10 protein-coding genes are annotated in these 24,765 nt (G+C 35.1%); 1 reads left to right on the top strand and 9 read right to left on the bottom strand.

The window, feature by feature from the left end:
* The first annotated feature begins 52 nt into the window (after window positions 1-52).
* Window positions 53-15,106 (top strand): beta strand repeat-containing protein, encoded by a 15,054-nt coding sequence (locus ACSG5Z_RS00470; RefSeq protein ID WP_435710382.1) that lies wholly within the window; start codon window positions 53-55, stop codon window positions 15,104-15,106.
* A 111-nt stretch (window positions 15,107-15,217) separates the two neighbouring features.
* Here the strand turns inward: ACSG5Z_RS00470 and ACSG5Z_RS00465 are convergent, their stop codons facing one another.
* From ACSG5Z_RS00465 to ACSG5Z_RS00425, 9 genes are all read right to left on the bottom strand, one after another.
* The gene (locus tag ACSG5Z_RS00465; RefSeq protein ID WP_435710381.1) at window positions 15,218-16,765 is read right to left on the bottom strand and encodes a glycoside hydrolase family protein; all 1,548 of its coding nucleotides are present in this window, start codon (window positions 16,763-16,765) and stop codon (window positions 15,218-15,220) included.
* Window positions 16,766-16,857: 92 nt separating this feature from the next.
* Window positions 16,858-17,910 carry a glycosyltransferase family 4 protein gene (locus tag ACSG5Z_RS00460; protein ID WP_087985580.1) on the bottom strand — a complete coding sequence of 351 codons (1,053 nt, stop codon included), beginning with the start codon at window positions 17,908-17,910 and terminating at the stop codon, window positions 16,858-16,860.
* The gene (locus ACSG5Z_RS00455; RefSeq protein ID WP_087985579.1) at window positions 17,907-18,707 is read right to left on the bottom strand and encodes a glycosyltransferase family 2 protein; all 801 of its coding nucleotides are present in this window, start codon (window positions 18,705-18,707) and stop codon (window positions 17,907-17,909) included. The genes ACSG5Z_RS00460 and ACSG5Z_RS00455 overlap by 4 nt, the downstream gene beginning before the upstream one ends.
* Entirely contained in the window at window positions 18,679-19,896 is a 1,218-nt protein-coding gene (locus tag ACSG5Z_RS00450) for an O-antigen ligase family protein (protein ID WP_087985578.1), read from the bottom strand. The genes ACSG5Z_RS00455 and ACSG5Z_RS00450 overlap by 29 nt, the downstream gene beginning before the upstream one ends.
* 3 nt (window positions 19,897-19,899) lie before the next feature.
* On the bottom strand, window positions 19,900-21,336 hold the full coding sequence (locus tag ACSG5Z_RS00445; RefSeq protein ID WP_435710380.1) for an oligosaccharide flippase family protein: 1,437 nt from the start codon (window positions 21,334-21,336) through the stop codon (window positions 19,900-19,902).
* Between the two features lie 37 nt (window positions 21,337-21,373).
* A complete protein-coding gene (locus ACSG5Z_RS00440) occupies window positions 21,374-22,012 on the bottom strand; it encodes a sugar transferase (RefSeq protein WP_060489669.1) in 639 nt (212 codons plus the stop codon).
* Between the two features lie 18 nt (window positions 22,013-22,030).
* Window positions 22,031-22,651: a CpsD/CapB family tyrosine-protein kinase gene (locus tag ACSG5Z_RS00435; protein WP_137035195.1), complete on the bottom strand. Its 621-nt coding sequence runs from the start codon at window positions 22,649-22,651 to the stop codon at window positions 22,031-22,033.
* A complete protein-coding gene (locus ACSG5Z_RS00430; protein ID WP_060489665.1) occupies window positions 22,638-23,381 on the bottom strand; it encodes a YveK family protein in 744 nt (247 codons plus the stop codon). Before ACSG5Z_RS00430 ends, ACSG5Z_RS00435 begins: the two co-directional genes overlap by 14 nt.
* Window positions 23,382-24,575, bottom strand: coding sequence for an acyltransferase family protein (locus ACSG5Z_RS00425; RefSeq protein ID WP_097857373.1), 1,194 nt, complete (start codon window positions 24,573-24,575; stop codon window positions 23,382-23,384). It abuts the gene before it with no gap.
* Window positions 24,576-24,765: the final 190 nt, after the last annotated feature.

Genomic DNA, 24,765 nt, shown 5'->3' with positions numbered 1-24,765 from the left:
TCACACACATATCCTATTTTGACCAAGACTATATTATAAATGAGGTGACAACATGCCCATTACGAATCGATTTTCTACCACCACTAACGGCGCACTCGCGATTACAGGTAATACTTTAGGCTTAAGTAAAATTAGTAATCAAAACCGGGCTGGTACAATCGGGGCAATTGGTGCATTTATAACTACAAATACCGCTTTACAAGTACCGAGTTTTCCTGCTGGTACAACATTAAGCTATACACAAAATAGTTCTACCGCTATTTTAAATATCCCTGCTGGTAGTACTATTCTTTACGCAGAACTCGTTTGGGGTGGAAACTACTTATCTCGTGATCAAAACATTACGAGTGTATTAGGAAACCCGGTTTCTTTTACAACACCTGTTTCAACATACTCGATTACCCCTTCAGCTGTTACAGCTTCAAATCAAACATTCGTTTCTGGATCTGTCACATTTGGATTTTATACACGTTCCGCAGATGTAACATCCCTCGTTCAAGCTGGAGGATCTGGCTCTTATACAACCGGTTCTGTCCCTGGACTTGTTGATCCTTTAGATGCTTCTAACGGAGCTATCAATTCTTCTGGATGGACGCTCATTGTCGCTTATCAAAACGGTTCCTTACCCGCAAGAAATTTAACAATTTACGTAGCTGGTAACCGTGTTTCTGTAGAAACTGGTAGTGCAGATGTATCTGTCTCAGGGTTTTTAACACCTGCCGGAGGACCTGTAAGCGGGAGATTATTTATAAGTTCTACTGAAGGGGATGCTGATTTAACTGGGGATCAAGCATTATTTGGACCAAATTTCAGTTCATTAAATGCATTATCTGGGCCAAATAATGCTGTAAATAATTTCTTCGGTTCTCAAGTGAATAATGCTGCCGGAAATTTAGATACAACTGGGACATTTGGAACACGAAATCAAAGTGCTTCTACAAGTACAAATATCTCCGCAGGAAGGCAAGGCTGGGACATTACTTCTATTGATATTTCTCCTTATTTAACAAATTCCCAAGTGTCTGCCGCAATCCGTTTAACTACTAACGGAGATGCATATATGTTAAATACAGTCGGATTACAAATTAATATAAACTCGCCTAACATACAAGCAACGAAAAGCGTGAATAAAAGCGTCGCAGCAATTGGAGATGTTCTCACTTATACCGTTACTATCCCTAATACCGGGCTTCTTCCCGCCAATAACGTTATTTTTATAGACAGTCTTCCTAACGGCACTTCCTTTATACCTGGCACTGTAACGGTAGATAGCTTACCACAAACAAATGCAAATCCGGCTGCTGGTATATCTCTTGGAACAATTAATAACAATGCTTCTCGTACAGTAACTTTCCAAGCAACTGTCGTTTCCCTTCCAAATCAGAATCCGATTTCTAACAATGCGAATATTACATTTCAATATACACCAATTGCCGGAGGAACAACTTTTAACGGTCTTGCAACAAGCAACTCTGCAGGAACACAAATTAATCTTGCGGATATTAATGGTACAAAATCAGTTAACAAACTTTTTACTGATATTGGAGAAACGTTAACATACAGTATTGCCTTAGCTAATATAGGAAATATCGCGGCAACGAACGTTATATATACGGATCCGATTCCTAGCGGGACAACTTTCATTCCAGGGAGTGTAACTGTTAACGGCGTTACTCAAGCTGGAGCGAATCCCGCTAATGGTATATCCATAGGAACCATTGCTGCTAATTCTACGACTACTGTTTCATTTCAAGTATTCGTTCCTTCTATCCCGCAAACAAATCCAATATTAAATAGTGGCACAACAACATATCAATACATTCCTGTACCAAATCAGCCAGCAGTAAGCGGGACTGATACGACAAATATTGTCTCCACTCAAGTGAATAATGCTACTGTAACAATGACGAAAGCAGTAGATAAAAATTTTGCAGATATTGGTGATACATTAACTTACACCGTTTCCTTTACAGGTACAGGTAATACGAATGCGAATAACGTTATTTTTACAGATGTCATTCCCACTGGCACAACTTTTGTTCTAAACAGTTTAACAATAGATGGCACGACACAAGTGGGCGCAAATCCCACTAACGGTGTGAACATTGGATTGATCACAACTGGCTCAACAAAAAATATTTCGTTTCAAGTAGTAGTAAACACAATACCCGCGTCAAATGTCGTTTCTAATGGATTAAGCGCTTCTTATCAATATACCGTCAATCCTAGCCAATCACCCGTTACAAAAAATATCTCTTCTAATCTTGTTTCCACTCAAATTAACAACGCGAATTTAACATTAACAAAATCAACAAACAAACAATTTGCTACAATTGGCGAAACGATAAGTTATACAATCCTCATTACAAACAGTGGAAATACAGCCGCAACTAACGTGCAACTAACAGATCCACTTCCAAATGGAACGATATTGACTCCTGGTACTGTAACACTAAATGGAGTTTTGCAAAATGTAAATTCTCTCGTCGCTTTACCTATCGGAACAATTCCTGGCGGAGCTACTTTTACTCTTTCTTTTCAAGTAACAGTTATTAATATTACCGCCCAAAATCCTATCATTAATAATGCTTTCGCTTCTTATCTATATACTGTTAATCCAAGTCTGCCACCAACTTCAAAAACAGCAAATTCTAATTCTGTTACATCAACAATTAGACTAGCAAACCTTCAAGCTACGAAGTCTGTAGATAAAACATTTGCGGAAGTTGGAGATGTATTAACTTATACCTTTGCTCTTACAAACGATGGAAATGTTGCGGCGAACAATGTAGTACTATCCGATTCAATTGCGAATGGTACTGCCTTTGTACCAAACAGTGTTACAATTAACAATGTTGCTCAGCCAGGTGTTACACCAGCTAGCATCAATATTGGTAGCATCAATGCAAATACTACAATTACAGCTTCATTCCAAGTATTAATAACTAGCATCCCAAATCCAAATTCTATTTCAAATAGCGCTTCTATTTCCTATAACTTTATCGTGGATCCAAACGCTTCACCTGTAAGTAAGAACACTACTTCAACCACTACATTTACTCAAGTAAACGATGCAAATGTCATTTCAGCAAAAACAGTGGATCGGGCGTTTGCTACTGTTGGGGATGTATTAACTTATACTATTCTTTTAACGAATGCAGGAAGTGTTACTGCTGATAGCCCTACTTTCGTTGATACGAATCCAGACGGTACTACCTTTATTCCAAACACTTTCCTTATTAATGGTGTACTCCAAAATAACGCTGATCCAAACGCCGGTGTTCCGTTACCTTCCATTCCTGCTAACGGTGAAATTACTGTTTCTTATCAAGTAACCGTCACTGCTTTACCTACACAAAATCCAACAACAAATTCATCTAGTACACAGTATAGCTTTATTCTAAATCCAGGCGATCCATCAACTATAGAAACCTCTTTAAGTAACACTGTAAGCACACAAATTAATTTAGCAAATGTAGTTATTGTCAAACAGGTAGATTTAACTATTGCTGATGTTGGGCAACCAATCACATATACAATTGCTTTAGCGAACCTTGGGAATACTCCAGCGAATAATGTAGTTGTTACCGACATACTCCCTCCTGGTACGACTCTTGTACCAAATAGTATTTTTATAGGCGGCGCTTTACAGCTAGGTGCTGATCCAAGTGTTGGTCTTCAAGTTGGAACAATTCCCACAGGTGGAATTACAACCATTGTTTTTCAAATTAGTGCAAATAGTTTACCTTCACCAAATCCAGTTCAAAATAGTGCTGCACTACAATATAGCTTTATCGCAGATCCAAATTTACCTGCTGTTGTTAGAAATGCCACTAGCAATATCGTAACGACACAAATTAACACCGCAAATCTTGTTGCTACGAAACTAACAAGTACAAATTTCGCTGATGTTGGCGATGTCATAACTTATGCAACAATTTTAACGAATAACAGCAATATCCCTGCTACTAATGTAACGTTTACAGATATCATTCCAGATGGTACCATCTTTCTTCCTAATACTGTAACGATTAACGGTGTCCCTATAGCAAATGCAAATCCTGCTAACGGCATTTTGATCGGTACGATCGGGGCAAATTCATCACGTACCGTTTCATTCCAAGTTTTTGTACCAACTATTCCTGCTGTAAATCCAATTACGAATCAATCAGGCACTACATTCCAATACACGTACGATCCATCCAAACCAGCCATCATGCAGATGGTTGCTTCTAACACTGTACAAACAGCTATTAATAACGCTACGATTACCTCTGCAAAATCTGCTGATAAACAGTTTGCGAACGTAAATGATATTATTACGTATACGACTACTTTAACGAATATTGGGAACACACTTGCATCAAGTATAGTATTTACAGATGCCATTCCAAGCGGGACATCTTTTATTCCAAATAGTGTAACAGTAAATGGTACTACGCTCTCTAATACAAATCCAGCAAATGGCATAGCAATTGATCCGATAAATCCTAATGCAAATACGACCATCTCGTTCCAAGTGCAAGTAAATTCCATTCCGAATCCGAACCCTATCCCGAACCAAAGTAACACAACGTATCAATATTTCGTAAATCCTAACTTACCTCCAACATCCTCCAATGCGTTAAGTAACGTAATAACTACTCAAATTAATAACGCTACAATCAGCGCTACGAAATCAGTGAACACACCGACTGCTGCAATTGGAGATATCGTTACCTATACGATTGCAGTTACGAACACAGGAAATATTCCCGCTAGTGCAACTGTTTTAACGGATGGACTTGGCGCAGGGGCTTCATTTATCCAGAATTCTGTAACTATTAATAATGTTCCACAGCCAGGATTAGATCCATCACTTGGTATTCACTTAGCAGACATTCCTCCCGGAGATAATATATTCATTACTTTTCAAGCACAAATTTTAGCGATACCACCTAGTGGCACATTAACAAATAATGCTCTTGTAAATTATGAATATAACGTGAATCCAAACCAATCACCTGCTGTTGGTAGTACAATTACGAATACGACGGTTACTCCAATTATTGATGCTACTCTATCTATAAATAAAACTGTCAATTCAACATTCGCTACTATTGGAGATACACTCACTTTCACTTCTACCATTATTAATTCCGGGAACACTACCGCAAACAATGTTATTTTTACAGATTTACTGCCAGATGGTACGACGTTTACCCCAAATAGTTTTACAGTAAATGGAATAACTATTCCTAATACAAATCCACAAAACGGTATCAATATCGGGAACATAAATTCAAATGCATCAGTTATACTCAGCTTTCAAGTAAACATTACAACAATCCCAAATCCTAATCCAATTCCTAACAAATCATCGCTTCAATATAGCTTTATTGTTGATATAAATGAACCGCCTGTTTCACGAACCGTTCAATCCAATAAAACTTTTACTCAAGTAAATACTGCCTCCGTTATTGCAACAAAAACTGCAAGCAGTACATTTGCTGCTGTTGGAGATACAATTACGTATACAACTACTCTCACTAATAGCGGAAATACTACCGCAAACACACCTGTTTTTATCGATATATTACCACCTGAACTTTCATTCGTTCCTGATAGCTTACAAATTAATACCATCCCACAACTTGGATTTAGACCAGATAGCGGGATTTCTTTAGACCCCATTCCAGTTGGAGGAACAACAACAATTAGCTTTCAAGCTATCGTTGGCTCAATACCAGCTACAAATCCTATGTTGAATCAATCCAGTACGACATATTCTATCATTGTGGATCCTACCCAGCCGCCAGTGACAGAAACGGCTACAAGTAATCCAACTTTAGTGCAAATTAACGAAGCAATTATTCAAGCAACAAAAAGTGTCGATCGTCTATTTTCTGACATCGCACCCGGAAATTCATTTTTAACTTATACAGTTTTATTGGAGAATATAGGAAACACAACTGCTACTAATATCACTTTTACAGATCCGATTCCAAATAATACAGTATTTATAGAAGATAGCGTTCGAGTAGGTGGGGTTTTATTACCTGGAGTAAATCCGGCGAACGGGATACCGATTGGGGATATTATTGCAGGAGATTTTATAAACGTCACCTTCCGTGTGCAAGTAGTTAGCATCCCAAATCCTATTTTTACAATTGGACCTGGGGGACCAAACTCACCCGTTGTAAACGGAGCTTCTATTAATTATCAATTTATGACAGGGTCTAATTTACCACTCGTTTCACGAAGTACAACATCTAATCCGGTTTCAACACAAATAAATTCCGGAGAAATTTTGGCAATTAAATCTGTAGATAAAACTTTTGCAAAGATCGGGGATACACTTTCCTATACAATTTCATTAAGCAACCCTGGAAATGTCACTTCACAAAATATACTTTTCACGGATATTTTGCCTGATGGAACGACATTTATATCTGGTACTCTTGTAAATGATTCTGGTGCTCAGCAAATTGGAAACCCCGCTAACGGAATTCAAGTTGGAAATATAAATCCTGGCAGTACGATTGCTATTACGATAAACGTACTTGTAACAAACATTCCAAGTATAAATCCAATTTCAAATTTTAGTTCTGTACAGTATTCACATGTGGTCGATCCTAGCCAACCTGCCGTATCACAAACGAATATATCTAATACTGTTTCGACAACTATTAATAGTGCTATATTAACTACTACAAAAAGTGCTGATAAATCCATTCTTTCTGTCGGAGATACGATTACGTATACAACTACTATTACAAATACAGGAAATACTGCAGCAACGAATATTACTTTCACAAGCGCTATTCCAGCCAACACTACATTTATACCAAATTCGGTCACAATCAATGGTATGCAGCAACTTGGTGCACGGCCAGCACTTGGAGTCAATATACCCAATATCACTCCTGGCGAAACAGTAACCGTTACTTTCCAAGTAACTGTTATTTCTATTCCCCCTTCAAGTTCAATTATGGATAACGATACAATTTTATACTCTTATACCGTTGATCCAAGCGCAGCTCCTGTTACTACTTCTACTTCAACGAACAGCGTTACAAACCCTGTACTAGATGCTATGATAACGATGATTAAATCAGTTGATCAAACACTTGTAACACTAGGTGATACTATTACCTATACGACACTTTTAACGAATAGTGGGAATACAAATGCTACGAATATTACGTTCACTGACCTTATTCCAGACGGTACAACGTTCGTTTCGGATAGTGTCACAATAAATGGCATCTCACAAATTGGTCTTAATCCTAATACAGGTATTACAATTGGATCAATTGCTCCTAACAGCTCAATAGCAATAGCATTTCAAGTTACCGCTACTTCTACTCCTGTTCAAAATCCTATTGCCAATTCGGCTAGTGCTTCTTACACATTTATCACTGACCCTAATGCCCCTATTGTTTCAAGGAATGTTACTTCAAACACAGTGTTCACTACAATTAACACAGCTATCATTCTTTCATTAAAACAAGTCGATAAATCCTTTAGTCGTATTGGAGACACACTCACCTATACTGTCACTTTAACAAACAATGGGAACTCATCTGCACAAAATGTTATTTTCTCAGATACAATGCCGAGCGGAACTACATTTATTGCAAACTCATTTTCTATTAACGGGGTTCCTCAAAGTGGTGCGGACCCATCGAACGGTGTAAATATTGGACCTATAACAGCTGGGTCTTCAGTAAATGTTGCATTCCAAGTAAACGTGGCGTCATTACCAACCGAAAACCAAATTGTAAATTTCTCATCAACATCGTATCAATTGGTCTCACCGCCTGATGCAGAAACTTCAATTAGTAATCCTGTTTCAACGCAAATTAACGAAGCTATATTATCCATGACGAAAAATGAAAGTGTCTCCTTTGCAGATATCGGGCAAACTGCTTTTTATACTACTTCTATTTCGAATATAGGAAATACGGATGCGACTAATATTGTATTCACGGATGTATTACCGCGTGGACTCACATTTGTTCCTAACACATTAACTGTTGATGGTGTTTTACAACCTGACGCGAATCCAAATACCGGTGTATCGCTTGTAACACTTCCACCAAATGAAATATATAGTATCGTTTTTCAAGTTACCGTGGACAATATCCCTCCTAGTAACCCAGCACCAAATACAGCATCAACGACATATGAGTTTACTGTTGATCCTGTTAATCCTCCCGTTTCAAGCACAGCTAATTCTAATACGACGCTTCTTCAAATAAACAACGCAACTATTATTAGTACAAAAACAGCAAATCTTGCTTTTGCGGACGTTGGTAATACAATAACATTTACACTTAACCTTCCTAATACAGGGAATGTGGCTGCAACTGATGTTACCGTTATCGATATACTTGATAGCAATTTAAGTTTCGTTCCAAACAGTTTCACAGTTAATGGGCAAACCATTCCAAACGCTGATTTATCTACTGGTGTAAATATCGGTTCAATTAATGGTGGAAACACATCAATTGTCACATTCCAAGCGATCGTTTCAACCCTGCCAATCAACAATCCTATTTCTAATTCGGCTCTTACCAATTACCGTTATATTGTTGATTCAGATCAGCCGTTCATTTCGACTTCCAATCAATCTAATACAACGACAACACAAGTTAATAGTGCTATCCTTACTGCACAAAAAAATTCAAATGTGGAAACAGTAGATATTGGGCAAGATATTGTATACTCAGTTACGATTACAAATAGCGGCAATGTTAGTGCGACGAATGTTATTTTTACCGACCTAATTCCAGACGGAACTTCCTTTGAACCGAATAGTTTTACACTTAACGGAACTACCATCCCAAATACAGACATACTGACTGGCGTTCCAATTGGAGATATCGCACCAAACCAGTTTGTCATCGTAGCATTTCATATTAATGCCAATGAAATTCCACCTATAAATCCAATTACCAATCAAGCTAGCATTAGCTTCCAGCATATCGTTAATCCAGCTAATCCTCCCGTTTCAAAAAATATTACTTCTACTACTGTTTCCACAAAAATCGAAAGTGCAATTTTAAACACAATTAAAATTGCAGATAAAGCTTTTGCAACGATTGGTGATACGATTACGTATACAACTACGATTACGAATACAGGAAATATTCCGGCTAATAACGTTATTTTCTCAGACCCGATACCATCGTGGACACAATTTGTGGCAGGATCAGTTATTGTTGATGGCACTCCGTTACCATCCGCTTCTATCATTGACGGTATTGGCATAAATACGATCATTCCAAATCAAACTGTAACAATTGTATTCCAAGTTCAAATTGTAAGTAACCCAACAACATTCACACCAGAGCTCCAAAACTTAGGATTTGTAAACTTCCAATATAATATAGGAAATGCATTACAGGCTCAACCTGGAAATGTGGAAACGAACGTCTTCGTTACTTCTATTAATTCAGCAATCCTTTCAGCTGTAAAAACTGTTAATACTGCCTTTGCGAATATTGGCGATACGATCACTTATACAGTTTTAATTCAAAATAGCGGGAATACAAACGCTACGAATGTGAATTTCTCAGATCCGATTCCAGCAGGAACAACTTTTGTGGAAAATAGTTTTACTGTAAATGGAAGTAGCATTCCAGGTGCAAATCCAAATAACGGAGTGAATATCGGAACCGTGAACACCGGTAGTTCCTTAACCGTTACGTTCCAAGTCATAGTTACATCTACTCCACCTTCGAACCCAATTACAAACGTTGCATCTATTCAATACGAATTTATAGTTAATCCGGCGTCTCCTCCCGTTACAGGCACAATAAATTCTAATAGTGCTTCCACACAAATTAATAACGCGACTGTTACAACTGTTTTAGAAGCAAATCGTACAATCGTATCTACCTTAGATATAATTACGTATACAGCAACATTAACGAATACTGGAAACTTCCCTGCAAATTCTGTATTACTCATTAACGGAGTTCCTGAAGGGGCATTATTTGTTCCAAATAGTGTCACGCTTAACGGGATTTCACTTCCAGATGCAAGTCCAACTCTCGGTATTCCAGTTGGTATTATCGCACCAGGTGATTCTGCTACTATTACGTTCCAATTTCTTGCAAGTTCTATTCCACCACAAGGAGCGATTATAAATCAAGCACTTACAAGTTACACTTATATTGTCGACCCAAGTCAACCTCCAGTTACAGCAACATCTTCATCTAATACGGTAAATACAGCTGTCGTTGATGCATCGCTATCTGTAATTAAAAATACAGATTCTCTCGTACAATCTACTGACGGTACAATCACTTACACGGTAGTCGTTCAAAATAACGGAAATACAACTGCAAATACAGTTACTTTAACAGATTTGGTCCCAGAAGGAACTGCATTTATTCCAAATAGCGTAACCATAAATGGCGTTTCAGCTCCGGGTGCTGATCCAAACGTAGGAATCTCCTTAAACGCCATTGCACCTTCAGAAATCGTCACCGTCACATTCCAAGTTATCGTTCAATCCATTCCAAACGTGAATCCAATTTCTAATATAGCCCGTATTGACTATACTTTTATCGCCGATCCAACTGCTCCTATCATCTCTCGAACAATTACGTCTAATCCAGCTTTCACACAAATTTCGGATGCGAATGTTCTTTCTTTAAAAGCTGTCAATGCACAACAAGCAACAACCGGTGACATTTTGACCTATACGATAACGCTAGAAAATACCGGAAATATTCCAGCTACTAATCTCATATTTTCAGATACGATTCCAGAAGGGACTACATTCGTAGAAAATAGTTTTACACTTAACGGAACAGCTATACTTGGTGCAAATCCAAATGCAGGTGTTACTTTGCCTAACCTAGTAGCAAACGCTACTCACCTTATTTCGTTCCAAATTCTTATTAACGATCCATTCTCGCAACAATCGATTACAAATCAATCTAATACAACATATACAATTCAACCAGACCCAGGACAACCGCCTATTACCGAAACATCTACAAGTAATATTGTCATTACAAATTTCGTGCAAGCACAATTGACAGTTACAAAAACGTCCAATCCAATAACTGTAGATATTGGCGGAACTATACTTTATATTTCTGAAGTGAAAAATATCGGCAACGTTGACGCAATAAATATTATTTTTACAGATTCTATTCCAGCTGGGACTACATTCGTTCCCGACAGTGTCACAATTAACGGTGTACTTCAGCCAGGTGTAAATCCAGAAAATGGAATACCAATTGGAACGATTACACCAAACAGTTCCAAAACAATACTATTTCAAGTACAAACAAATAATCCACCAACTGCAACCGAAATTGTAAATCAATCATCTGTAAATTACCAATATGTAAGTATTCCTACAGCTCCACCAGTGAATCGCTCTGCAAATTCTAATATCGTTACAACATCACTTCAAAATGCAAATATTATTTCTGTTAAACAGGCGGATGTTACTTTCGTAGCCATCGGGCAAAATATTACCTACACAAATACAATACAAAATATAGGAACTGTTCCAGCTAACAATACGGTGTTCATTGACAACATTCCAGAAGGTACTATATTCATTGAAGATAGCTTATCAATAAATAATGTGATTCAGCCTGGTGCAAATCCTCAAAATGGAATAACTCTCGGCACGATACAACAAAATGAAACAGTCACTATTTCATTTCAAGTACAACTTACAAATATACCAGAGGGCAACACTGTCATTAACATTTCAGACACTTCGTATGAATACCAAATTGACCCTAGTTCTCCGATTGTTCAGCGTAGATCATTATCAAATGCAGTAAATACTGAAGTGCGGACGGCAAATGTTAGTGCAATTAAATCTGCTAACAGATCTATTACACGTATCGGTCAAATCATCACATATACTGTCGCAGTTACAAATGCTGGTACAGTACCTATTACAAATACTATCCTAATTGACGCAATTGCTGCTGGCACTGCATTCGTTCCAAATAGCATCCTTGTAGACGGCATACCAAGACCTAACGAAAATCCAATTACCGGTATCAATCTTGGTATTATCCTTCCAAATAATACGATTATTGTTACGTTCCAAGTAAATGTAGTCTCTATACCTGCACAAAATACTATTAATAATATCGCTGTTATACACTATGAATATAAACCGGAACAAAGCGCACCACCAATTTCAGAAACAACCTCTTCCAATACTACAAATATACAATTTATTGATGTGATTCTTATCGCTACAAAATCTGCTAATAAAGTATTAGCTAATATTGATGACACCATTGAATATACAGTATTCATTCAAAATAACGGATCTACTACAACTAACTCCATCTTTTTTACAGATACTATAGAAGATGGAACAGTATTTATTCCGGGAAGTGTAACAGTTAACAACACTGTACTTCCTGCAGCAGATCCGAATATCGGCTTTTTCATTCCTAATATTGCGTCAGGGCAAGCGACTACAATAACGTTACAAGTTTCCGTTACGAATTTGCCAGCTTTAAATCCAACGCCTAATACTGCAAACATCGTCTACGGCTTTATTTTCAATCCTGACTTTGCACCAATTCAAAAATCTACTACTTCCAATACCACTTTCGTCCAAATTAATGATGCTGATATCGTTTCACTGAAAACTGTTGATTTAACTTCTATAACGATTGGTGACATTTTAACTTATACAACAACTTTAACGAATATAGGAAATGCAGATGCTACTACTGTTGTATTTACAGACAATATACCTGACGGAACAACCTTTATAGAAGGTAGCGTTTTAGTAAATAATATTCCTCAGCTTAACGTGAATCCAAGTACTGGTATACTTGTAGGAACGATTGCTCCTAACGTTTCTATCCCAGTCACATTTTCCGTTACTGTGGTAGCTCTTCCAGCTAGTGGTCGTATTCAAAATCAATCAACTTCTCGTTATACAATTAATAGCGAAGAACAAATATCGACTAGTAATATTACTATCACTGAAGTTATTTCTGCTCATGTAATTGCGACAAAGACAACACCTATCCAATACGCTGACCTACAAACGATTATCCCTTACACAATTTCCATCACGAACAATGGGAATATACAAGTTGAAAACATTATCGTTACAGATATTATTCCGGCGAATACGAGCTTTATAGATAATAGTGTTATTGTGAATGGAAACGCCCGTCCAAGTGACAATCCACTTAGCGGGATACGAATTGATAACATTCCGCCTAATACGCCAGCAACTATTCTATTTCAAGTACGGGTTACTTCGATTCCGCAAACAAATCCAATCTCTAACACGAGTACAATCGAATACCAATACACCATACCAAACCAGCCGCCTATTACCGAAACTATCATTTCATCAGCTGCCGTAACAGAAATTCATCACGCAAATTTAAATAGTAATAAAGCTGTTGACCTTGCATTTGCAACAGTCGGTGACACGTTAACGTATACGATTACACTCAATCAAACTGGTAATGTGGCAGCGAATAATGTAACCATTCAAGATACGATTCCTCAAGGTACTACATTTATAGAAAATAGCGTCATTGTAAACGGAGAAGCCCTTCCGGGAGTTAATCCAGTAAGTGGGATACCAATTGGCACTATAATTGTAGGTGGAAATGCTAGCGCTTCATTCCAAGTTTCTGTAACTTCTATCCCAACACCAAATGCACTCAACAACAAAGCAATTACTATCTTTAACTATATAGTCAATCCAAATAACGTACCTGTTATGAATACAACTACAACAAATACTGTCATAACAACTGTCCAAAATGATAATGTCGTTGCAATAAAAGCAGTTGATTTCACGAACGCCTTGCCTGGTCAAACTTTAACGTACACCATTACCATTACGAATAATGGTAATATCACAATTGAAGATCTTCTTCTAGTAGACACGGCACCAGTAGATACAACATTCGTTATTGGTAGTGTTACAATTAACGGAATCAATCAACCTAATGTAAATCCTGAAAATGGTACTACATTAGGAACTCTTGCTCCTAATGACTCTATTATTATTACATTCCAAGTAACAATTTCTTCTTCTACTCTTCAATCTACAATTAATAATGATGCGACTATTTCCTATACGTCTATTGTCGGTCCAATCGAACCACCTATTACGATTACAAGGCAAATAAATACCGTTACAAAGCAAACAAATACCGTTACAACAACAGTAGTTGACCCATTAGTTAGCATTGAAAAAACAGCTGATAAATCTATCGTAGCAACAGGGGATACTATAGCTTTCACATTAGAATTAATAAATCATTCACCAATTCCTACAATCAGTACTTCCGTCCTAGATATAATTCCAGCTGGTACAACATTTATAGAAAACAGCGTAACAATTAATGGTACTCCGGTTCCAAATGTTCGTCCAGATACGGGTATTAATATCGGCGCTTTACCTGCAGATGGAGTAGCAACGATAACATTTAAAGTTCTGGTATCTTCTATTCCTTCAAACAGTACAATTATCAATTCCGCTTCCGTCACAGCCGCCTTCCAATTGACACCACAGGACCCAATTATTACTTTTATTGTTAATTCAAATACCGTTCGTATACCAGTTCAATTTATAACTACAACAGTCACGAAAAATGCTTCCGTCAGCTCGGCTTATTTAAAACAGTATTTTGATTATACGGTGCGTATTACGAATACTTCTGATATTTCACTTTCAAATGTTTCTTTACAAGATACCATTCCAGCAGGTTTACAATTTATAAACGGCACTGTCTTTATTAACAGTGAACGTTCTCCGCTAGCGAATCCGAATATCGGTTTCCTAGTCGCTACTAATTTGGAACCGGACGAAACAATTATCGTGTTATTCACAGTACAAGTGATAAGTCCACCTGTTAATAATGAATTTAAAAATACGGCGGATATTTCTTTACAACTTCAAGTCTCGCCTACCGACCCACCAATTACAGTAACCGTTACAAGCAACGAAAACATCGTCACTTTTATTCCAAAAAATCCTGATGAAACACTTCCAAATTTCAATTGTTTCTTTGACGGCGAACGTTTTATACGCATTACCCCTCGAAATATACGAAATTACTTTTGGACTTGGATTTGGTGGCGTTAATTTAAACAAAAAGAGATTGTAGTTTGGTTGAAACCAAATTACAATCTCTTTTTTATTCCCTTTATCGTAATACCTAATAACTCATCCAAGCATTTACAACCAATCATCATCTCAAGTTATTTTAGTCGTAATAAGCTGACCAGCCTCATTAATCGTTACTTTCCATTTCGCTCCACTAGCAGTCTTCATAATAATACCTTTACTTGCTTCTATTTCAATATCTCCAAACATTCTTCCACCAGTTGTCGCTAACCAAGCATTCCCATTTTCCATCGAAGACCTTGCAAACATACGATTAATCCGAAAACGTTTATGGTCTTGAGAATAACCACTCAATGTAATTCTTACTTTATATAGTTGACTCGCCTTCATATTCGATATAATTGTATCGCCTACATTTAATGGAACATCCGATGCAACAACCCAATTTCCAGTTGCACTTAATGCATATTCAATTTTAATTTTCTTCGGGCTCTCTCCCCATCCAAAATACATTCCAAAACAATTTAACATTTTGATTGGATTTTTCGTAAAATCTAGCTCAATCACAACTGGATTGCTATCTGGAACATCGATATAGTTTACACTTTGTTCATCTATTAAATTGAAGCAATTTGCAAGATTCCCTCCGTAAGGTAATTTCCCACTTACTTGCTTAACAGTATACTTTTGCGGAGCGTTTACTAAAATATCATCTTGGTTCCCTATTAAATGTGGTTTATTTAACGTAATCGGTAACTGAATTCGAAGAGATTCTTCATAGGTAGACGTACAAACATTGTATTGTCCTTTATCTACAATAGTTGTGGAAAGTAAATTTGAAAAAAGGTAGTTACGATGTGAATTAGAAGAAAATTCAATGACAATCTGTTCACTACTCATCCGGTACGTATCCCAAATCATACAATCAAATGTATTATAGGCACCCGTACAACGAATGACTTTTTTCGTTTGCTGTCTACATTGCACTTGAATATCCTGAAACGTATTTCCTGAACTTTCATTTGGTAAATCACTGTTCCCATCAACTTCTATCCCATACTGACATCCATCAATAAATATAGATTGAAATACATTTGCGTTAATCCAGCAAGGTGTATTTATATCATCTATATATTCTGTCTTCAAATGTATTGCAGTTTGAAAGTTTTTAATTTGAATAAAGTTAACTTGAAAGAAACTAATATAATCCCATGCTTTTTGACAATAAAAGTGTATAGCCTTACCTTTATATGACGACGTTGCATTTATTATATTAATATTTGATATAAGAGAGTGATTAGGAACTTCTATTTGTTGTGAACCGGAAACATAAATGACAGCAGATTGAAACACTGGGTTTATAACTTGAACTGTACCACCTGTAATAGACGCATTTTGTTGCAGTTCAAACGCATTAAAATCTCCATCAATTTGCAACGTAACAGTAGGATCTAGCTCTAATCTTACATTTGATTTAATAACAATCGGTTTTACAATTTTGTACGTATTTATCCCTGTAATTCTAACCGTCGAAATTCGGTTCGCTACACAATAATTTATAGCTTGTTGAATTGCTAATGAGCTATCATTCCCTGAGTTCGGAACTGCACCAAAACAATCAATATGGACACTATTTTCTGGTGCACAATCTTCTTGGGAAGAAATATATTCTGACAAAATAAATTCACTCCTCATATTACTTTTTTCATATAATATGTGAGTTTTCTCTTAAAAGTTTCTCTAATAAAAAAAACAAACGACTTGCACGGTCATTTGTTTAATTCATATATACTTTTCGTTTCTTCTATCATTTTAGTTAATGAGAAATATCTCTCTGCTTTCTCTCGTGCTTTCAGTCTAATACCATTCACCTTTTCCTCATTTCCTTGTAGTTCCTCAAGCGCACTTGCGAATATAGATTCACAATATTCAGTTAACAAAACGCCTGATTCTCCATCTATTACCGCTTCATTTATTCCGCCAACATCTATTGAAACAATCGGTGTTCCTGTAGCCATTGCTTCAATTACCACCATTGGAAACACTTCACGAAAAGATAATAAAAGTAGGGCATCCATATTTCCTATAAACCTATGCGGCTCTGAAATATTCCCTAACATCTTTACACTTTGCTGCAATCCATACTTTTCTATTTCTTTCATAATAGATTCTTTTTCTGGTCCATCACCAGCAATATAAAACAAAAAGTCATCTCTTTTTTTTAACACATTTGCAATTTTTACAAATAATTGATGGTTTTTCTCCTTGGATAGTCTTGCTAATATCCCTATTTTATAAATAGATTCTGTCTTTTTCTGCTGGAATAAAAACTTTTCAATATCCACACCGTTATAAATTGTCTTTATTTTCTCTTCTGCTACATGCATTGAAATTAAATTATTTTTTTCAAACTCACTTACTGTAATAATATTATTCACATATTTATTTATAAAATAACGAAAAAGAGTTGGCATTTTCTTTTCTAATATCGTTACATTATGTTTCGTATACACGACTTTTATCTGTTTTTTCATAAACTTTCGAATTAAAAAGGAATATAATACCATTCGCAAACTATTTGCATGAATAAGTTCTATCTTTCGTTTACAAATCTCACTTCGTAAGTAATGAATATTTCTCAAATGATTCCATCGACTAAGTAACATGAAATTTTCTTTTCTAGTAAGAGACTCATATAGTTCTCCATCACCTGCAGCTGTATAAACTGTAAATTTCTCATCACGCAAATTGCTTTCCAATTTACAGAAATAACTTTCAGCTCCTCCAGTTATCAATTTATCTGTCATCAACAATATATTCATAATTGCGTCTTCCCAACTACATTGATTTTATTTTTTCTATAGGCATGATAAGCATACTTACTAAAATAGTAAAGGATTTGCACAGCATTAAGTCGCTTTTGTTCCCTTAATAATTTCCAATAACGAAAAGCGGCTCTAATTTTATTTCTCGAAACAGAATTTGCTACAATTCTATACTTCGCTAACACTTGCTGTATCCCTTTCGCTTCATGTCCTTCATGTAATAAGTTCAGCCATAACGCTGTATCTTCCGGCTGTACACTAGGCATTTCAATATGCGGAATTTTTTCACGATCAATCATTACTGTTAAACAACCGATAATTGTATTTCCTGCCAAACAATGATAGTCAACAAATTTTGGTACATCCACTTCACGATTTAGTTCATTACTGTTTTCATCGATTAAACTATACGATGCATATGAAAAGGCCGCATTCATTTCTTCCATAAATAACAATTGCGTCTTCAATTTATGAGGCAACCATATATCATCGCTATCTAAAAAGGCAATATACCTTCCTCTCGCCTCTTCAATCGCTATATTCCGAGCTTTAGCAGCACCAACATTTTCTTTTAATGATAATAATCTAATACGCGAGTCTCCTTCTATTATCTCTTTAATTTTTGCAAGAGATTGGTCAGTTGAAGCGTCATCAACGATAATCATTTCCCAATCTTCATATGATTGATTCTGTACAGATAAAATCGTCTCACCTATAAATCGTATACTATTATAAGAAGGTGTTATTACAGAAACATGAGGCGCCTTATTGTGTGCTGATAGACATTTTACCATCTACCTTTCCCCTTCCTTCATATATTGAAATGTACTTCACAACCATTGCTAAAAATAAAAAGAACGCTTCGTTAATAATAAGTGACAATGACATCATCTGAAATAAAAATGCAATCATAGTCAATAAAAGGTACGGTTTTTCACGAAACAAAGTATACTGCGTTAACTTGAACATTAATATGAATAAAAAAGCGCTATATAAAAGAAAACCAATTGTACCCGATTCAGATAAAATTTCTAAAAATGTATTGTGTACATATAACTTTTCATTAAATTGAAACTCATAATAATTCGAAAAATTAAACGCACCGATTCCGATATATGGATTGGATAAATAATATTTAAAAGCAGCTTCCCATAATGTAAATCTACCACTTCCATTATCATGCGAAAAATCAGAAATTCGTTTATTCAATATGTCATCCAATTGGCCACCCATTACACTATTTGATAAACTAAAAATCACTACACCAAATAATAGTAAACTTATCATTATTTTTATTTTTTTTGCAAAACTAGATGTACATATATATACAAAAACGACAAGCATAAGTGCTAATATCCCTCCTCTTGAAAAAGTTAATAAACTTGTCGTAACACATAAAATCAATCCTATAATGTTCGTCATATTATGTAGATTTGTCATATAATACATCAAAAATATTGTATTATAAAAAATAAAAATGTTAGGATCATCTAGCAAACCAATTAATCTTGGATACCCTCTATCAACTAATAGTCCAGCAAAAATTTCTCTCTCTTCTCCACCGTATAATCCAAAGTGCTGTAAACCGACTATATAAAGTATTAGGCTTACAACATTAAATACGAATCCTACATAGACGATAGATGATTCGAGTGTTGCTATTTCAACATTTCCTAATAAATTTCTCATTATAAAATAACACCCTAATACAAGTAGCACACCAAGAATCATACGAATACTAGCATTTAAATATATAGAAAGAATGCCACTCAAACAATAGATGAAATAAAATAGTAAAAATACAACTTCATGAAAATATAGCTTTTGAATATGAAAGTTTTTAATTGTTAAACAAAAATATATAACTAAAAAAATCATATATATCTTCAGCGAAAATCCAATATATATGTTGTATTTACTTAACATGACAAATAATATTAAGAGCATAATCCATTTCATCGATATCTTTATATTATTTTCCATAGGCTATATCCCCTGTTTCGTAATATAATCCTTTTTGCGTGTTTTTCTTATAAACGAAAGAAGAAGTTTTTTCAGCTCGTAATCATATAGGAATATACCAACTACTACGATTAACGTATTCAGAACGAGCGCAATGAAATGATATGTGTGCAATATATATTGCACTCCAATAAAAGTTACGCCAAAATAAATTGTATACGGTATTACAATTTGAAATACAATTTTTTTCTTCACTACACTTACCGCTATATACCCAACTAAAGCCACAATTTCAAATAAAACCATAGCGTAAGCCGCTCCTATCACTCCACCAATACTACTAAAGCTATAAAGCATAATCCCACCTATCACTAATGCTATACATTGCACCACCGTTCTTTTATTTTGACGTCCACTCGTTGTTAAGCCGTCAGCTATAGCAATATTTAAACTTTGCAGCACAATGAGAAATGATAATATTTGGAGTGGTTCTACTGCATTTCTCCATTCCTCCTGAAAAAATATAGAAATAAAGTATGGCGCTAAATGATATAAACCTATCGTCATACATATTCCCACAATCGCCATTGATTTTATTTGAAGTAAGTTTAATTTCGTATGCTCTTCTAAATTATTCTGATTATAATGCTTAAAGAGTACTGGATAAAATGCACCTGCAATCACCCCTGGCACTTGATATAAAGCTGCTGGCATCCGATACGCCACTGCGAAAACACCTACCATACTTAATGGCAATGTATAGTTAAGTAAGATAGGTGCTAATTGTGGCGTACTCATTATTAAAAAACCACTAATAATAAAAGGTGTCAATTGCCAAAATAACACTTTATGAATTACGACCTTCATATTCATACTCGTCTTTCTTTTCATTACATATATGCTGAATACACCACCAATCATATAACCAAATCCATATAAACGAGCAGTTATATAAACTGGTAACTCTCCGAAAATACAAAAACATGTAATGATAATGACAACTGCCGCTGATACAACTTTAATAAGCGCTATATACTTCATACGCTCCGTCAGCTGAAAGTAGGCAATCCCTATATTTTGCCAAGTTAATCCTATTAACATGAAAAACATTACGTTTATCATCATATAAATCAAATTTCTATCCGCATACATATAATGAATAGCAATATAGCCGATTATAGAAATAAAAATAAGTAGAATCATCCTTACTTTTATATACGACGATAAAATTGTCTCTAAGTCTACTCCATCTTTTGCCCCTTCTCGAAGAAACGTATTCGTAAGTCCTAAATCTGTAAAAAATAACATAACAAACGTCACTGCTATGGCAACACTAAACATCCCATAATTTTGTGCATTAAAAAAATTTGCTAAAACAATTAAACTCACAGCCTGAAGAAGATTAGCTAAAATTGTGCTATAAAATAGATGGATAATATTATTTAAAATAGATCTCCCCATACCTGCTCTCCTTTGCAAGCAACCTACTTACATATATTTATCTTGCACCATTACCGTTCAATACTATTAAAACAGTTTTACATAAAATCCGAATATCCATCTTAATCGTTTTCAATTCAATATACTCCATATCCAATTTCAACTTTTCTTTCGGATCAAGATTATATCCTCCATTTATTTGTGCCCATCCTGTCAACCCTGGCTTCACTATTAAACGATCCTTGAATTCTGGAATATACGTATCAAATTGTTTATAAAAATACTCTCTCTCTGGTCTTGGTCCGACAAAAGACATATCACCTTTTAAAATATTTAAAAGTTGCGGTAACTCATCAATTCTCGTTTTCCTTATAAACGATCCAACTTTAGTAATTCTTGGATCATTTTCATTTGCCCATTGTGGTCCATTTATTTCAGCATCTTTTACCATCGATCTTAATTTAAATACATTAAATTTCCTTCCATTAATCCCTAAACGTTCTTGAAAATAAATTGGAGCTCCTGCTGTTTCGAAAGCAATCATAATACAAAAGAACAACATAATTGGTAGCGTTAATAGTAACAATATGAGTGAAAATATAATATCAAACAAGCGCTTTATACTTCGATTCAAAATACTGGTCTTTTCTTGAGCCGGAATCGTATACAACTTGGCTTGATTTGTTTCACGAATCATAGATCGTTACCCCCACATTCAAGAATATAAAACTATACCTATTAATTCACATTCTTTCCTCTTTATATTTGCTATCACTTTTTGCACCTTACGTAGGGAATCTTTTCGCTTTTTGACTGCTAAGACCACTCCATCGCATTTCCCTGCAATCATGTGCGTAGCAGGAAGCTCAAATACTTCAGAGGAATACAAGAAAATATAATCAAAATCTTCTTTCCACTTCGCCATTACATGATCAAATTCATCCGTAGCAACTAAAGGCGTTCCGGTGTGTACTGTTTTTTGGGCAGGAATACAATATAAGTATTTAGATAAATTACTAGAAAAAGATTCATAACTACAAGGGGAATCGTTTATTATATCGTTCACTGTTTTCGTATAATTGCTTTGTAATAGTAGATGTAGTTTAGGATCAGAAAAATTCACGTCGATAAGTAACACCTTTTTTTTCATCTCTGCAAACACTACCCCTAGATTTACTATAAGCGACGCGATAACACCTCTATCCTTCGTTGAAGTAACTGTGAACACTTGTTTCCCCGATTTTTTCAACTCGTGATACACCGTATAAAACTGCTCTTTCATAAAAGCATCATGCGGATTAAATGGCAGCTTTTTCTTTGTCTTAAACATCGACATGTTCACCTCGATATATAGATGATTGCGCATCAACTTCTGTAGATTTCTTTTTTCTATTCGGTTTCATATTTATGTGACCAATAACAGATACTGTTGTTATTTTCTCTAAATCTTGTTCCACGTATATACGCTCATCAAAATAATCTCGAAATACAGCTAAACCTATCCCAACAAAAAAACTAACAATTAAAGAGATAGGAATGATAAGTTGAAATTTCGGAAACAACTTTTCAGCTTTTTCCTGTAACTCAGGGTCAGTTAATATTTTTATCCCCTGTACATTCGTATACTGTTGAAAGCTTTTTTGAGATTGTTCTGCCAATGACTTTACAATTTCTTTGACGATTGTAGGATCCGAATCTTTTACTGTGACAGTAACGATTTGTGAGTTGTCCATATTCACCACTGAAATTTTTTGTGCTAATTCATAAGTTGATTGCTCTAATTCCAAATTTTTTTTAACCGTTGAAATAATGAGTGGACTTTTTAATATATCAACATACGACGTTACAAGTTGCTTATTTTCCTGTGTTTTATTCACTGCATTTTCCTTATTAAACCCATCTAAATTCCCAACGAGAATTTGCGTTGAATATTGATACGAAGGCTTTAATATATACATAGAAATAAGAATTAAAGAAACTGTTACACAACACATCGTCAAAATAATTGTTACTACTCTTCTTTTCAATAGCTGCTGAAAATCCTTCATACTAATTTCTTGCTTCAATTATTTCACCGCCTTTGTTTGAATGACATCCTGCAACTCACTTTCTGCAGATAGTCTTTTCTTTTCTAAATTCGATTGCTTTGTTATATACTTTCCGATCCTGAATGCAAATTTTTCTACAAACAAATAAGAAATTATTGCTAGTATAAACGAAAGAATGAGCGATAACATTAAAACAATAGGTAACGGAAATATTTCATGAAGCATATACACTAGGGAAAATAAAGATATGATGTGGTATAAATAAAGACTGTAAGAAATCTTCCCCAAATATAACAAGTATTTATTACGTAGCAAGGATGACAAAGTTGATACTGACAAGCTTAATATGACAAATAAACATGCACTTATCGCTACTACGTAGTCTCGAAATATAAAATTATTAAGCAAATTTATTTCTCCAACAACCCCTTCATACATATAAAGTAAAACCGCAAATAAAAACCATGCAATTTTCTCATTTTTAGTACGATTACTATAAAAAACTATTAAATTATTTTTATATTTCGCAACTAGTGCTCCTAGTAAAAACAGCACTGTGTAATGCAGCGTTAATGCATAACTAGTTAATGTTAAACTTGAGTGAAATAAAAATAAAATCACGACAGAACATATACTAAAACTAAACAATGACAATAATGAATACCTCAACGTTTTTCGTAAACAAACCATCAAAACTAACGGAAAAATTATCGATATTCGCATTTCATGAACAAGTGACCAAATTACGCCGTTATATGCATCTGTATTATATTTCCCAATTAATAAAATATGTTGCGCTATTAAGCTTAAAGAACTTTCAATCGTCCATGAGCGATTAAACCATTCACTTAAATTAGAAATACCATATTTACTCATTGTAGTCTGGCATAAAATAGCTATACTTATTGCTACGATATATGGAATATAGATTCTACATATACGCTTTAAAAGGAATGATCCATAGCTATCGTAGTTTTTTTGAATGGATCTATACAAAACAAATCCACTCAAAACAAAAAAGATAATAACAGATTCGTTACCACTACTAAAAATTAGACGAGCAGGTGTTTCTTTTAATAGATAAATAACAAATGGTTTATTATCTTCATAACTGTAATTTTGAAATACTGAAAAAATCATTAAATGATGGCCAATCATTACTATTAATGAAGAAATTCCTCGTATAGAATCCAGTTCTTCATACCTATCCATCGTTTTACATCAACTCCTACTGAAATGATAATAATCATTTCAAAGCGACACCATTATTCATATTCCTCTCCCTTCTTTTCATTCCAATTTTTCATATTAAAATGATTTTATAGCGTAATTTTGAATGTATTGTAACATTTTTTGTAATATTATGAATAGTGAATCTTAAAAATTGATATATACCAATTAC

Source organism: Bacillus pretiosus, from assembly GCF_051294775.1.
GTDB classification, from domain to species: Bacteria; Bacillota; Bacilli; order Bacillales; family Bacillaceae_G; genus Bacillus_A; species Bacillus_A wiedmannii.
Note: the sequence above shows the minus strand (reverse complement) of the source record. Positions and strands in the feature narration are given on the sequence as shown.